This is a genomic window from Alistipes sp. CAG:29, from assembly GCF_000435435.1.
GTDB lineage: Bacteria > Bacteroidota > Bacteroidia > Bacteroidales > Rikenellaceae > Alistipes > Alistipes onderdonkii.
In genome coordinates this window covers 1-14,176 of record NZ_FR893412.1, presented here as the reverse complement: position 1 = coordinate 14,176, position 14,176 = coordinate 1, and the positions used below count along the sequence as shown (strand labels likewise).

At 46.4% G+C, this 14,176-nt stretch carries 18 protein-coding genes; 14 read left to right on the top strand and 4 right to left on the bottom strand.

Translation table 11 applies throughout. The features are described from left to right. Positions 1 to 288: 288 nt before the first annotated feature. From QVP03_RS02180 to QVP03_RS02140, 9 genes are all read left to right on the top strand, one after another. On the top strand, positions 289 to 1,521 hold the full coding sequence (locus QVP03_RS02180) for a site-specific integrase (protein WP_256166019.1): 1,233 nt from the start codon (positions 289 to 291) through the stop codon (positions 1,519 to 1,521). 2 nt (positions 1,522 to 1,523) lie between these two features. Next, the gene (locus QVP03_RS02175) at positions 1,524 to 2,864 is read left to right on the top strand and encodes a hypothetical protein (RefSeq protein WP_022332016.1); all 1,341 of its coding nucleotides are present in this window, start codon (positions 1,524 to 1,526) and stop codon (positions 2,862 to 2,864) included. A gap of 200 nt (positions 2,865 to 3,064) precedes the next feature. Next, positions 3,065 to 3,433 (top strand): hypothetical protein, encoded by a 369-nt coding sequence (locus QVP03_RS02170; protein ID WP_022332015.1) that lies wholly within the window; start codon positions 3,065 to 3,067, stop codon positions 3,431 to 3,433. Positions 3,434 to 3,443: 10 nt separating this feature from the next. Next, positions 3,444 to 3,743, top strand: a complete 300-nt coding sequence (locus tag QVP03_RS02165; RefSeq protein ID WP_256166020.1) for a helix-turn-helix domain-containing protein — start codon at positions 3,444 to 3,446, stop codon at positions 3,741 to 3,743. Between the two features lie 215 nt (positions 3,744 to 3,958). Further along, a complete protein-coding gene (locus tag QVP03_RS02160) occupies positions 3,959 to 4,729 on the top strand; it encodes a DUF4373 domain-containing protein (RefSeq protein ID WP_022332014.1) in 771 nt (256 codons plus the stop codon). Positions 4,730 to 4,770: 41 nt separating this feature from the next. After that, positions 4,771 to 6,108, top strand: coding sequence for a replicative DNA helicase (locus QVP03_RS02155; RefSeq protein ID WP_256166021.1), 1,338 nt, complete (start codon positions 4,771 to 4,773; stop codon positions 6,106 to 6,108). Between the two features lie 87 nt (positions 6,109 to 6,195). Further along, the gene (locus QVP03_RS02150; protein ID WP_022332012.1) at positions 6,196 to 6,519 is read left to right on the top strand and encodes a hypothetical protein; all 324 of its coding nucleotides are present in this window, start codon (positions 6,196 to 6,198) and stop codon (positions 6,517 to 6,519) included. Positions 6,520 to 6,844: 325 nt separating this feature from the next. Next, positions 6,845 to 7,405 (top strand): hypothetical protein, encoded by a 561-nt coding sequence (locus QVP03_RS02145; protein ID WP_256166022.1) that lies wholly within the window; start codon positions 6,845 to 6,847, stop codon positions 7,403 to 7,405. A gap of 15 nt (positions 7,406 to 7,420) precedes the next feature. Then, a complete protein-coding gene (locus QVP03_RS02140) occupies positions 7,421 to 10,240 on the top strand; it encodes a hypothetical protein (RefSeq protein ID WP_256166023.1) in 2,820 nt (939 codons plus the stop codon). Positions 10,241 to 10,575: 335 nt separating this feature from the next. Here the strand turns inward: QVP03_RS02140 and QVP03_RS02135 are convergent, their stop codons facing one another. The 4 genes from QVP03_RS02135 to QVP03_RS02120 are packed head-to-tail and all read right to left on the bottom strand — an operon-like array spanning position 10,576 to position 12,768. Next, positions 10,576 to 11,163, bottom strand: coding sequence for an ORF6N domain-containing protein (locus QVP03_RS02135; RefSeq protein WP_087401209.1), 588 nt, complete (start codon positions 11,161 to 11,163; stop codon positions 10,576 to 10,578). Positions 11,164 to 11,182: 19 nt separating this feature from the next. Beyond that, positions 11,183 to 11,737 carry a protein adenylyltransferase Fic gene (gene fic, locus QVP03_RS02130; protein ID WP_022332008.1) on the bottom strand — a complete coding sequence of 185 codons (555 nt, stop codon included), beginning with the start codon at positions 11,735 to 11,737 and terminating at the stop codon, positions 11,183 to 11,185. Between the two features lie 4 nt (positions 11,738 to 11,741). Beyond that, positions 11,742 to 12,512: a Fic family protein gene (locus QVP03_RS02125; protein WP_022332007.1), complete on the bottom strand. Its 771-nt coding sequence runs from the start codon at positions 12,510 to 12,512 to the stop codon at positions 11,742 to 11,744. Between the two features lies 1 nt (position 12,513). Continuing rightward, positions 12,514 to 12,768: a helix-turn-helix domain-containing protein gene (locus tag QVP03_RS02120; RefSeq protein ID WP_193759133.1), complete on the bottom strand. Its 255-nt coding sequence runs from the start codon at positions 12,766 to 12,768 to the stop codon at positions 12,514 to 12,516. A gap of 170 nt (positions 12,769 to 12,938) precedes the next feature. On the opposite strand from QVP03_RS02120, the gene QVP03_RS02115 reads away from it, so the two are divergent. From QVP03_RS02115 to QVP03_RS02095, 5 genes are read left to right on the top strand one after another with little or no spacing between them, the layout of a single operon-like run. Then, positions 12,939 to 13,187 (top strand): hypothetical protein, encoded by a 249-nt coding sequence (locus QVP03_RS02115; protein ID WP_022332006.1) that lies wholly within the window; start codon positions 12,939 to 12,941, stop codon positions 13,185 to 13,187. Positions 13,188 to 13,223: 36 nt separating this feature from the next. Then, positions 13,224 to 13,439 carry a hypothetical protein gene (locus tag QVP03_RS02110; protein WP_022332005.1) on the top strand — a complete coding sequence of 72 codons (216 nt, stop codon included), beginning with the start codon at positions 13,224 to 13,226 and terminating at the stop codon, positions 13,437 to 13,439. Between the two features lie 4 nt (positions 13,440 to 13,443). Then, positions 13,444 to 13,695, top strand: a complete 252-nt coding sequence (locus tag QVP03_RS02105; protein ID WP_022332004.1) for a hypothetical protein — start codon at positions 13,444 to 13,446, stop codon at positions 13,693 to 13,695. Positions 13,696 to 13,707: 12 nt separating this feature from the next. After that, positions 13,708 to 13,890: a hypothetical protein gene (locus QVP03_RS02100; RefSeq protein WP_018697235.1), complete on the top strand. Its 183-nt coding sequence runs from the start codon at positions 13,708 to 13,710 to the stop codon at positions 13,888 to 13,890. Further along, positions 13,871 to 14,086 carry a hypothetical protein gene (locus QVP03_RS02095; RefSeq protein WP_022332003.1) on the top strand — a complete coding sequence of 72 codons (216 nt, stop codon included), beginning with the start codon at positions 13,871 to 13,873 and terminating at the stop codon, positions 14,084 to 14,086. The genes QVP03_RS02100 and QVP03_RS02095 overlap by 20 nt, the downstream gene beginning before the upstream one ends. Positions 14,087 to 14,176 lie beyond the last annotated feature (90 nt).

Sequence of the window (14,176 nt, the reverse complement as noted above, 5' to 3'; positions counted from 1 at the left end):
CTCAAACCTGTAACCTTCTGATCCGTAGTCGTCAGCCCGTTATTTTTATTGTTTTCGATATTATTTGTAATTATACTGTAAATTACTATAATTCAGCGGCGAATATATAAATTTATTTTTGATTATGTTTGCATGAAATTGATTGATTTTATACCTTTGTGTTTAGATTGTGTACCCGTTTTGTATGTAATAATACGCTGGTTTACAATAATAGCCGATAGTGTTTTTTGCGGTTGTGTTTAAAATTACATAAATATTCCGAAAAGACAATATATATACCACGCAAAGATGAATTTTAATTACTCAAAGGATGGAATAACGGTTGCTGCTATGCTGGACACGGGACACCCGAGAGATGGGGGGCGATTTTCTGTTCGTGTTCGTGTTACATATCGACGCAACCGAAAGTATTACCCGACTGGTAAAGCGTTGACGCCGGAGGAGTGGAACGCATTACCGACAACTCGATCCCGCGCATTGCTTGATGTACGCGCAGATATAGAAAACAGTTATAGTATTGTTCTTGCGGCGGCCAAAGCTATTGCCTATACTGGCAATTTCTCTTTGGAGGCACTTAATGAGCGATTGAAGGGGGCGGCATCCGATACCTTAAACACGATGTTTAAAGCCAAAATAGACGAATTGAGGAAATCGGGACGCATCGGCACCATGTTGGTATATGACAATGTGTTAAAGGGTGTCGAACGGTTTGCCGGGAAAAATGTGCTACTTGAGGCTGTAACTACAAATTGGGTGCGGAGGTACGCAGACTTTCTCCGTAATGAAGGTAAAGCACAAACCACAATTTCAATAAATCTACGCCACCTCCGCGCGCTCCTCAACGATGCAAAGCGCTTGGGAGTGCTCAAAGAATCGCAATACCCCTTCGGTCGGGGGCGGTATGAAATACAGGCCGGCGAAGGGCGCAAGTTGGCTTTGTCGCAAGAACAGATAGCCACCATAGCTAAATACGAAGACGGTACGCAGGCTACGGCTAAATACAGGGATTATTGGTTATTCCTCTACCTATGCAACGGAATAAATGTTGCCGATTTCGTGAAATTGAAATATAATAACATATCCGACGGGGAAATTCATTTCGTGCGTCAGAAAACCGAGTTTACCACCAAAACCCGTAAGGAAATAAGTGTCGTTATAACCCAACCTATGCAAACGATTATCGACCGTTGGGGAAATACCCCCGCCACCCCGAATACATACATATTCCCGGTGCTGGACGGTTCCGAGGATGCTATTCGGCGAAAGCAGAAGACCCAGTATTTTACGCGAGCATTTAATAGACGAATGGCTGAGGTGGGCGAAAGGCTCAATATCGGGCGCATTTCAACATACACTGCTCGTCATTCCTTCGCCACCGTATTGAAACGATCCGGGGCGAACATTTCTTATATATCTGAATCGCTCGGGCACCAGGATTTGAAAACTACGGAAAACTATCTTGCCAGTTTTGAAAAGGAGGAGCGCACGAAGTGGGCAGAAATATTAACTAAATTCGAGTGAGTATGGATATAGCTACAATTACAGATGTTTTGGACTATGTGCGTAAATGTTCTAAACTTGTGAACGCATTTATTATAGGAATTATAAGGCAAACACAAGCCGATGATCTTACCAAACCAATAGAAAATGTAGAAAACTACGATTTTTCAATAGATGGACATATAGATTTACGCCTTAAAGCATTAAATATTATAAAATTAATCTCGGACGATAAACGGGAAAAAGTTGCAAATTTAATTTTTGAGAATTATAATGCTTGTATTAATTATGAAGTGAATGAATATGTGCACCAACTGCGAGCAGATAAAAAAGAAATATTTTGGCGGGAAAGGTTGCGGGACACCTATCCGGCTATATTTGATTCAGTATTTTCTGCTTTAGTATTTATTTATAAAATTCATGATGTCATAACCGAATGGGTATGCGATGGGGTTGAATGCTACCAAATTGGGAATATGTCAAGCTTGTTATCAGGTGTTGGATTCAAATGCAAAAATCCTTATGTTGTAAAATCAGAAAAATTGTTAATGGCACCTAAAAATAGCTATTATTTATCTAATAGTAAAGGTATAAAAGATATATATTTATGGCTTATTGAATTAGTTGATTTTGTTGCGTATGATGGAATTTTAGAAGGGTCTAATATTCCAGATGATATAGATCGGCATATGTATGGATTAGGACGTAGAGGACATATTTATGGAGAAGAATATATAATGGCAACAAATGCTATTCTAACAAGAATGGATCAAGCAGCACGAGAGGCCGTAATATGTACACTTATTCAGTATGGATGGCGCATATTTGGCACTGATGATCGTTTAAAGCATTATATCAATCATGAAAAGCGTATCGCAGAACAGTCGGAAAACTTCAATAATATTTCATCAGAAGAAAATTATTTTTGGGAGGCAATTTCAGCATTGGCGACATTTTATAGCGGTATTGCGGAAGTGTGCATTAAATATAAAATTTCGGATATTAAAAACGACAAGAATTTACAAAGGTTTTGCCACGCTATTTTTAGTTGGGGTAAAGATGCTGGAGATGAAGTTCCCGAAACCCCTATAAAACGAGGACGAAGGTCGTGCCGCGAAATGGCATTGAAGGATTATTTTACTTTAGACGCAGATATTGAAATTGAACGAATTGTAGAAACTATTGCGATAAAATCAGGTATACCTCGCAGTAAAATTGTAGCAGAAGAAATAATGAGACTAAAAGAAGAAGGTAAGATTATAGAATTAAATGGCAGATTGAGCGGATTTATTAACCAATTAAGAGGCATTATACCGGACTTACCCACAAGGCAGTCAATATGCCAATACTTGCCCCCAATGTAAAATACTTTGCAATTTTTTGCAACTAACAAGAGAAGCGCCTTTGCACCTACATGTAGGGGCGTTTTCAGTTGCAAATATTATTCCCTTATTATTTGCAATTTATATGCATTTTTTGCAAATAAAACATTATGCACCTTTGCATTGTGGTCGATCACGAGCCCGGACGCGGGCAAATTTTGAATTTTTAAAGCCACAATGTTATGGAAGTACAAACTCCGGCAACAGTATATGTTGCATCATCAGAACAACTGGAAGGCTTGATCTTAAAAGCAGTCCGCACCATTATCCCAGAGCTGGCAGGTTATAAGAAGCCAGCCGAGGAAGCATCCGACACCTTGACAGCCGAGGAGGCGATTGTCTTCCTACAAGCTATGGGATACCCGACTACTCTTTCCAATCTCTATGGGTTGACATTTAGAAATGCGATCCCCTATCGTAAGGTGCGCCGGCGCCTTGTGTTCTCTCGCACGGAGCTCACAAAATGGATTGAGGCAGGCACTTTGCGTCCCGAGGAACAGCGGGCGGCCGCAGCATTGCGGATCGCACAGTCGGCAAATAACCAGCAATAGCACCAGGGCTATGTATGAAATGAAGATCGCCGCCGGCGCTCGAAGCGAGCACGCAGCGGCAACCCTTGGTGTCCATACCGACAAAGGTACGCAAAAAACTTTGGCTTTCCACCAGCAGAGGGTCTATGATTTGCTTCAATCAGGCAAAAAATATTCCGCCGCAGACATTTCCGTCGCCCTACGATTATCCGATCCTCGGAGTTGCATACGCGATTTGAGGGCCAAAGGCATCGACATCCTCGATGAATGGGTGCCCAGCGAGCACGGTTCTCGTTTCAAAAGGTATTATTTGGAAGGAGGTGCGGAATGATTAGCAAGGGTTTCTATGTATGGACGAGTGATGATAGGTTTAAAAACTTAAGTCCTATCGAAATCTTCATCAATTCAAATGGCGGTATCACATTATGCGAAGAATCCGACGATAACATGCCAATTGAGTTGCAAAGTCTCATCGCCTTATCCCCCGATATGGTGGATGATGTAATCGAAGCTTTACGTGTGTTAAAATCCGAAATATAGCTCCCTATGAAACGAACAAATAGAAATTATTTCCCCCACGAATACACCGCTAAAGATGATCCAAAATGCGAGCGGTTAATCTTCGAGATGGGGATGGAAGGTTACGGCATATTTTGGGCCTTGCTGGAAGTTTTAAGAGCGCAACCCGACTATACTTATCCATTGGAAAACATCCCACTTGTGGCGTACAAATATCGCACAGAATCGGAAAAGGTGCGCCGCGTTGTATTTGATTTCGGACTATTTAATGTTGTTGATGATAAAATATTCTTTTCCAATGGGTTAATACGTCGTATGCAGCCTATGGACGAAGAACATAAAAGCAGATCCGAAGGGGGTAAAAAAGGAATGGCGAACCGATGGAAAAATAACTCAGTTATTAAGAGTGCTAATAACACAGTTGATAACTCAGTTAGTAACACTCTTAATAACAATAAGAATAGAATAGATAAGAACAGAACAGATAAAAAGAAACTCTCTATCGAGAGTAAAGAAAGCACGGACAAGCCGTGCGATGGGACTACTAAACGCACGGCGTTTGTCGTCCCCGCGATCGAAATAGTCAAAGATTATTTTTCTACGATCAAAGGAGGCGATACGGATGCGGAATGCTTTTATGACCATTTCACGGCCAACGGCTGGAAAGTATCCGGTAAATCCTCAATGAAAGATTGGAAAGCCGCCGCGCGAAATTGGATGCGCCGCAAATCCGAATTCAGCAACACGACCCAAAATCAAACTAACCATGAAACGAAACGAATTTACAAAGACCTGTAACCGCCCGGCTCCTACTGAAGGTCTCCCGGAATCGCCCGAGCTTGAAAGAGCCGTTTTTGGGCGCTTTGATTCTCGAACCGGATCAACTGCCCGACGTGGCGGAAATCGTCGAAATTTCGGCATTCGTAGACGCAAAAAACGGCAAAATCTACGGCGAGATGCTCTCGATGTTGGAGCGTGGCGATAAAATCGACCTCTATACGCTTTCGCAACGGCCGGAACTGAAAGACCGTGATATGTTGCGCTACTTCTCGGAGCTGACCAGCGCAGTAGGTTCCGGCGTTAACGTGCTGGATCACGCCCGGCAGCTCGCAGACACCGAAACCCGGCGGCGTTTATGCCTTTTCGGCTACGAACTCGCGGCACGCGCAGTGTCGGATCCCGACGGCGTTGTGGATTGGGCTACATCGGAGATAACCGCAATTGCTGATCGGGTCTCGCGGCCGGATGACATTGCGCCGTTGTCGGATGTCGTGCGAGCTACCCTCGACGACCTGGAGCGACGACAGCAGGCCAGGCAAGCGGGCGAGTGCATCGGTATTCCTACGGGGCTACGACGGCTTGACGCATTGACCGGAGGCTGGCGTGGCGGCCAGCTTGTGGTACTGGCTGGTCGCCCTGGGACGGGGAAAAGCGCCACGATGTTGCATTTTGCCCGTGCTGCGGCCGCGTCGGGCGTTCCGCTTTGCCTGTTCTCGTTAGAAATGCCTTCCGGCCAACTGGCCGGGCGTATGCTGGTCGGCAGCTCGGGTGTAGATTCGGGGGCGTTCCGCACCGGTAATGTCGACGCTTCGGGCTGGACGAAGATAGAGACGGCCGGCGCCACCCTTTCGACTATGCCTATTTTCCTCAACGATAGCGCCAACATCACGATAGGGGCTATCCGCTCTCAATGTAAGGCGATGCACCGCCGGGGCAAGTGCGGTATGGTCATTATCGACTACCTGCAACTTCTCGACACCTCGACCCGCAACCCGAACAGCACCCGCGAACGAGAAATAGCTGCCGCCAGCCGTGCGGCTAAACTGCTGGCAAAGGAGCTTAACATCCCTGTCATCATGTTGTCTCAGCTTTCACGCAAGGTGGAAGAACGCGCTGATAAAACGCCGTTATTGTCAGACTTGCGGGAATCTGGAGCCATCGAGCAAGACGCAGATATGGTCGCGTTTATTGATCGTCCGGCGATGTATGGTGCGCAAATGATTACCACGACCCGCTACGGGCTTATATCGTCCGAAGGCGTCGGGGTGCTGCATATAGCTAAAAATAGAGAGGGCGCGGCAGGTCGGATATACTTTCGGCACAATGAGAGCCTGACCCGGATAACGGACTATGAGAATACGGCGGCGGACACAACCGGGGAGGCCGAGCCATTTTGACGTAATGCGCGATTTGAGCACCTGAAATTTCACGGGTGGGACAAGTGCCCACGATGTGAAAGAAAATAGAAAATTCAGAAAGCCTATATGAAAAAACAGCTATTATACCCGCCTTTGCGGGACGAGTTTACCAAGTTCGGCGACAAATTCGAGAAAATCGCCCATAACGAGGCTAACGGGATGTACTGCTACAAACGCACGACGCCCGGCGGGCTGACCTATTACGAGGTGTTCAGAGCGCCTAAGGCCAAAGACGAGGACGGAAATATTTATCACCACTATCCGAGTTCTGCGCAATTCGGATTCGGCACGGCCCTTTGCATCCGCGGAGGAGAAAAGCGCACAGCCGACAAAATCGCCTTCTATATGGCCAACGGATTTATAGCTGGACGCTGCCAGGCAAGCCCGTAAAAAATAGGGGGGCGACACCTGCGCCGCCCCCTATCCAGTTCCAACAATACCCTACATGATTATACGCGACAAATATAGGACTATCACAGCGAAAAACAAGCGCAAAATATGCAGATTATGGGTAGGCGAGCGGAAGGGCGGCCAGCTATCGCCGATTATACGGTATGGACAAATGAACTGAGCCGGGAAGAACTGATGATAATATTGGAGGGGCAGCGGGTTCACAGAATCAACCAAGCTAAGAGAAAATTGCAGTCCCTTCGGGAAATTAGGAATAAAAGCCGTGGATTCCGGCATAATCACCAATTAATCAACAATCAACATCATGATGAAGAAAACAAACAGCATGACAATCAAGAAAATGGAAACAGGAAACGCCGAAATTCTTACCGATGGCGAAAACGCCGCAAGGGCAGGCGCTAAACCCCAAATAAAGATATACAGAGAGTATAATATTCGGGAACAAATTGCTGCCGGTGGAGCTGGTGATTGGCAAATACGTATACGCAAATATACGGTTTCCCTACGCTATGTCAACGAGGCGCCCAAAGGAAATAGTCTCGAAACTTGCCAGCTTGTGACCTGTCCGCGCCAACGCTTGGTAGCCATAGTATACAAGGATAAAGATGGTATATCCCAAGCTATTTACCAAATAGCAACACCGGCAAAAGGGGCACATATTGCCACAGATAACGCAACTTTTGTAAAGTTGTTCGGGTATCTTGGAAGGCTGTGTGGTCTCGAGGTATCCAGCGATAAGGGGATGCGCTTCATTGGTGGAAAATGGGGGCGCATAGCCCAAACACAACCGATTACTCCCGAAGAACACCACAGGGGGATAACCCAGGATACGCAGCGATGGGTATGCGTAAAAAACAATTACTAATATAAAACCATGTAAATGAATATGGAGCAGGATTCTCTTCATAAGATTATCACAATCGAGATTGAATATTCGAAGCTTGTCAAAAGCTGGGCGGAAGCACAAAAGGTAATTGATGATACCAGGCAGTCTATCAAGAATCTCAAAAAAGAGGATGCGGACTACTATCAAAAGATGGCCTTATATAAAGCCGTAATCCGAGAAAAGACCGATGCGCAGCGTCAATTGATGAAACAGATCAACGAGCAAGTCAAGAAAGATGCGCAACTCGATGGATCCGTTAATAAACTGCGGCGTGATATTTCGAAGTTGACAAAAGAGTATTATGCACTATCCGAAGCTGACCGAAAAGCGGCAAAAGGGATGAAGATGGCCGAACAGGTGCGTAATATGCAAACGGAGGTTAACAAGGCCGAGCAGGATTTATTAAATTTCCGGTCGAATGTTGGCAATTATGCAAGTGCGTTGAGCCCATTGTCTTTTCAGGTACAACAAGTGGCTCGGGAGCTTCCGTCGCTTACGATGTCCGCTCAACAGTTCTTTCTTGCAATCTCCAATAACCTCCCGATGCTTGCCGATGAACTGAAACGGGCTTCGACCAACAATAAATTGCTGCGTGCCGAAGGTAAAATGACTATCCCGGTGTTTCGGCAGGTTCTTGCTTCCATTCTTTCATGGCAGACGGCTTTGGTTGTAGGCATAACCTTGCTAACGGCATTCGGCAAGGAGATCGGAACGTGGGTAAAGGGCTTGTTTAGCGCAGATAATGCGTTGTTAGATATTACTCAACATACGCAAGAGATAAACCGGGAGGTTGAAACCAGCAGGGCAGAGTTGAGGCGGGAGTTCGACGCCCTGCGTGAGGCAAAAAAAGGTACCGCCGAATATGCTGCCGCCCGCAAAGTCATAGAGGATAAATATGGGGACTATCTCTCTAATCAAAGAGAGGAAATCCGGAATTTAGAGAACCAAAAAGCGGCTTATGACGCCCTTGCAAGCAGCATTACAGCGGCTGCTATTGCTAAGGGGTTGGAAAAATCCAATGCTAATGCTGCCGAAGAATATGGCGAGGTAATGGATAAAGCCTTCAAAGGCGTGCAGGATAAGTTCATTAAGAAATTCGGCCGGGAGGCCGGGATTGCTTATTTTACAGAGTTTCGTGCCGGGTTAGATAGCGAAATTCCGGAATTGAAAGAACGTGCGCAGGAAATATATGCTTTATTTGAGAGTGCCCCTGATGGAATGAATATTATTGATACGTGGCGAGAAATATTCACGGGGCAAAAAATAGGTTCCACCTCGCACAATGAATTGGAAAATACGCTGCAGAAAGTGCGAGGCGCAATGGATCGGTATAACGAAACCCTTTCCGCAAATAAAATAGCGATGCAATCGCTTATGCATATGTATAAGATCGGCACAAAAGAAGAAGGGAAAGCTATCGAAGATTTAATCAAGCGAAAGGAGAAAGAACTTGCCGATATAAATAGTATCATTGCAACCACAGAGGACGAGATAATTTCAAGGAATAAAAAGGCCGAGGCCGTCGAAAACGAGATCAAACGACTGAAAGAATTAGGTCGAACTAATGAGACGGCGCTTAATGTCGCTAATAAGATAGAACGACAAGCCGCCAAAACGCAACTTGATTTAGAAAAGCGATTATCAAAATCTACTCTTGAACTCAGACAGGCGAGCCTTGAAAAGGAGCTGGAACTTTCCCGGATGCGCTTTGCGTGGGAGCGGCAGGAGTTGGAGAACAAACTCAAATACGATAAAACGTTGACTGCAAAATCCCGTGAGGCCATAAATCAGCTAATCATGAATATGGAGGAGCGCAGATATAAAGAAGAAGCAGAAATTCGCCAGCGGTGGGCAGCTAAGGAATATGAAGAGGACAAACGCAATGAAGAAAACCGGATACTAATGCGATTGAAGATTCAAGGCGAAATGAATCAACTCGCCGCAGCCCAGGTAAAAAATAAAAATTATGCGGCTTTAAATAGCGGTATTCAACGTGAAGAATTGAGGGCACGACAGGCCATAGCGGACGAGGAATTGCGCCAAGCCCAGGCAAATTTAGACGCAATAACTCAAATGGCCGAGGAGGAGTGGGTTGCCAAATACAATACAATGCAGCAGTATGAAATCGCACGACTTGAAGCTGAAAACAGGGTGCAGGATGCAATTAGAACGACCACACAATTAGCTATTCAGGGAGAAATAGATCAACTAACTGCAACGCAGTCTATGGTAGGTAGCTTGCACGGACTTTTCGGAGCATTAGGGGATGATTTTGAAGTATTTGCCATCGCCCAACAAGCTCTTGCAGTGGGACAAGCAGTTATTGACGCGCAAAAAGCGACAATGGCGGCTATGGCAGCCTGTATGCCGTTAGGGCCGATTGCTGGCCCAATAGCATTTGCGGCACAAAAAGCATTAATCCAAACCCAGCTCGGGATAAGTTTGGCAACAATTCTCGCACAAACTATCCCTTCATTTTTTGCACAGGGAGGGCTTGTCACAGGCCCCGGTACCGGCACCTCCGATAGCATTGTTGCCCGTGTATCAAATGGCGAAGCCATCATGACCGCCCAGGCCGTGAATGACTGGGGCGCCGTATTATCCGCGATGAATGTTTCCAGTGGAGGCAATGCTATCCAAGTATCCAATCTCCCCCAGCGCGGAGACGGGATGCGTGGGATGAAGCAGATAATTCAAGAAGCTATGTCGGAAATGCCTGCCCCGGTTGTTTCTGTTGTGGATATTAATAAAGGGCAAAAGCGTGTAAAGGTATCCAGTAACTTGGCAAAGTTAGGACGGATAAAATACAAATAATAACAAGAGCGACTACTGCGTGTAATGATGCACGCCACTGAACGACGACGAAATGACGAGGGGCGGAAATACTCTGCCCCTTTTTGTTTATCATTTGATTTATCAAGCTGTTTCGCAGACGTGACACTGAAATATGAGCCGGAATAAATAATTAATTTACGAAGGAGGGAAAAATACCCGCCTTCGTATGTAAGGTAAATCTTACTTCCACAAACACGTACCAGTAGTTTTTCCCCACGATAAAAAAACTGCTATTTAATCCAGTACTTTGTGCCGGGATGGAGCGAAAACAGTATAGCAAATCAGCCACCTCAACGGGTGGCTGGTTTCGTTTATCATTTCTTGTATCCGACCGGCCGTCGGGGTTTGTCAATGGTAGGTGTTTTGACCGACAGAGCTGCAATAGCCTGATAGATGTTGTCGAGTTCTTTGCGCATATCCTCCGATAGGTCATTGACCGCTTCGGCATTGTCTTCGTCGGCTCGCTCCAGTAGTGCCAGTTTTGCCCGGATTTCGGCCAGTTCTGCCGTTATCTGAGTTGTGGTGGTAATGTAGTTGCGCATTGCTACAAAAGCCCGCATAATGGCCCTATTTACCCGTATTGCCGTTTCGCTGCGTAGAACACTCGAAAGCATTGCGACACCCATTTCCGTAAAGGCAAACGGCGGATATTTAGGATACTTGCCCCGCCCGTCGATTTCTAAGGACGCAATTTGCGACCTTAATCTGTCTTTCAATGCGTTATACTCGCTTTCGGAGAGTTCAAACATAAAATCCTCGCCCTCGAAACGCTCGATATTGCGCCTTACGGCCTCTTTCAGTCGTTTTGTCTCCACTTGATAGAGTTCCGCCAAATCGAAGTCCAGCATCACACGCTGGCCTCGTATCTCGTATATCTTGCTTTGTATAGGTTGTAGTTCCATAGGTCGGTATCGTTGAGATTTATGCCTCGTACCCTTCGTAATAGTACGATTGTTCTATTCCCTTGAAAATAACCTCCCGATCATCCGTGCGGTCGGTCAATGCCTGGCCGAGCAAGGCGCGTAATTCCAGATCATTGATCGGGCTGCGTTCCATAGCCTGCAAATACAAATCCTTATCCACCTTCCGCCAGTCCACAACCTGCATCAATCGTTTTTTCAGCATCATGTCGAGCCAAATGCGGGTGGCCCGACCGTTGCCCTCCATGAAGGGGTGGGCAATGTTCATTTCGACGTATTTCGCAATTATTTCCTCAAAGGTTGTTTCCGGCATTTGCTCGATCACCGGGAGGATGGCACCCAGATAAAGGCAATTTGCAAATCGGAAGCCCCCCTTTGCGATATTCAGCGTCCGGATTTTTCCGGCAAAGTCGTACAACCCACCGAACAAATAGCGGTGAATCTCACAAAGCCCGGCCACGGTTCCGACCTCTATGCGGTCGATGTCCCCCGATTCGAATAGGGCGCGCGCTTGTTCGAGGCTGGCCGCATCAATCTGGTATGTTTTCTTGTTCATGATGTTAATTTTGCGTGTTATCGACAATAGACAGATACCGCCGCAGGGACGCTATTTCCGCCCCTATTACAAGCCTTTGAAAGGCATCGGGGTGTTGCTCGACGTGTGATTGTTCCAATGCCTTGTAATAGCCTATTTTCGCTTCGTCCGAGCCTTTGAGGTTGACGAGCGTGTAGCCGTTGCGCAATAGGTATAGATTCATCAACAGACGGGATGTGCGCCCGTTTCCGTCGATAAACGGATGGATTCGTACCAACTCGTCGTGAAGATATGCAGCTACCAAAACGGGGTGCACGGCCTGTGCCTCCATTTCGGCAAACCTCGACATGAAAGCCTCCATTTGCGGGGCGATAAGGTACGGTTGCGGCGGTGTGTGGGTGCTGCCCGAAATCATGACAGGCACGGTACGATAACGTCCGGCGTTCTCCCTGTCGATCCCGTGCAGTATAAGGGCGTGTATCTCCTTTATCGTTCGCTCGCTTATCTCCGTACTGCTGCGCGCAAAATCTTTGATGTAGTCGATGGCTTCGGCGTGGTTGATCGCTTCGAGGTGTTCGCGCATCGACTTGCCCGCGATCGTTACGCCCTCGTTCACTACAAGCTCCGTTTCTTGCAGGGTCAGCGTGTTCCCCTCGATACGGTTGCTTTCGTAGGTGTATTCGATTGCGAATGCCCCCTCGATCTTTTTCAAAGCCTCAACGGGCAGCGGGCGCAATGCGGACAAACGAGCCTTTAATGCGTCGCATTCCTGCAATAGTTCGTGTATCGTTTTCATATTATTCCCCCTTCTCCACCTTGATAAGTTTGCCGCAATGCGGGCAGGTGATTGTGTTCGTCGGTTGAGGGGCGAAAAGCTCCGCGGGAGTAACCTCCAAAGCATCGGCCATTTTTTCGAGCGTGTCAAATGCTGGCTTTTGCTTTCCCGTTGCTATACCGCTAATAGACGGTTGGGAAATTCCAATCTTTTCGGCCAACTGATTCAGCGTTATGCCCTTTTCTTTACATAACTCCTTAATTCTTAGTTGTATCATACTTATAAAGCATTGGTTTGTAATGCAAATATAGGCGAATTATAAGGTAATGCCAAATAAATAAGCGAAAAAAAATAGTATTATTTTGTATTTTCTTGTGGAAATCCTTGGTTGTTACAAACTAATGCCTTATATTTGCATTGAGAAAACAAGCTAATACCTAATAAATCATGAAGGCAACAACCAAATACAACCTTTCGAAGATCATGAAAAACGCCTGGTATCTGAAACGCGCCAACGTCTCAATGTCGTTCTCGACCTGCCTCAAGAAGGCTTGGCGCAATGAGAAGTTGGCGATCATGACGGCGAAGATCGAGAACCGCCCGACGGAGCAGCCGAAGGCCACGGAGTACCGCCCCGAGCTGTTGATAGTGCCCGCGGACTATTACGGCAACAGCAGAACCTACTACGGCGACTAAAAAATAGCGAGATTCAACCAAAATCACGATAAAATTATGAAAAAGAACGTAAACACGACGAGTTCCCCGGAGATAGATTGGCGGGCGGAGTATTGGAAAGGTGTACGCGATTACATCGAACAGGGTGATCGCCTTATCAAGGCACAGCAGCGAATAGTCGAACTAACAAAAGAGCTTATAGAATGCCGTGATATTTTGGCCGGCAGGCACACAATCAATCAATATCAGTGCAAAACCAGCAAACTGAGTTAATACCATGACCACAGCATTAACCCCGTCCGACATTCGGACAATGGCCCGCAAAGCGGCCGATTACATTACCTTCCACTGCGACGGCCTCAGCAGGGGATTTGAGATTACCCACAAGGGATATATAGCCTTCATCAACTACGAGGCGAAGATGTGCAACGACGAGAGGCAAGACCTCGTGCTGGTGCCGGCGGTTTGGGACGCCGAAGGCAAAGAGTATCCCGATATATCCGAAGCCTTGCAATTAATGTTGAACTAATCATCTACGGTTATGATCTACGAACTATCCTTTGAAGGGCACACGGTGGGATATTTCCCCACCGAGGCCGAAGCCGTCCGCCGGGCAGGTTACCTCCCGAAAGGCAGGTACACGATCCGAGAATGGGAAAGGGACGGCGATGTTTTGATGTTTCACCCACAAACAAACAGGGAATATGAGTTTACAAACGAATAAACCCTCCGACTTTAACAGCCTTTCGGAACTTTACATGAAAGCCAGCGAAGCCCGGTTTCAATTACTCCAAGAACGTAGCGAATTAGTCATGGAGATTATCGAACTACGGATGCAGCTGCAAGAACTGCGGGCGCAGGTATCGCCGAGCAAGGCCGTTCAAAAGCCGAAAGGATTATTAATGAAACTTACCCGATAAAAAACTATTGTATTATGAACAGAGACCAAATTTTACGACGGAACGACGAGATAACTGCGGAGACAGATGCGGTAATACGCAGAGGGAAAG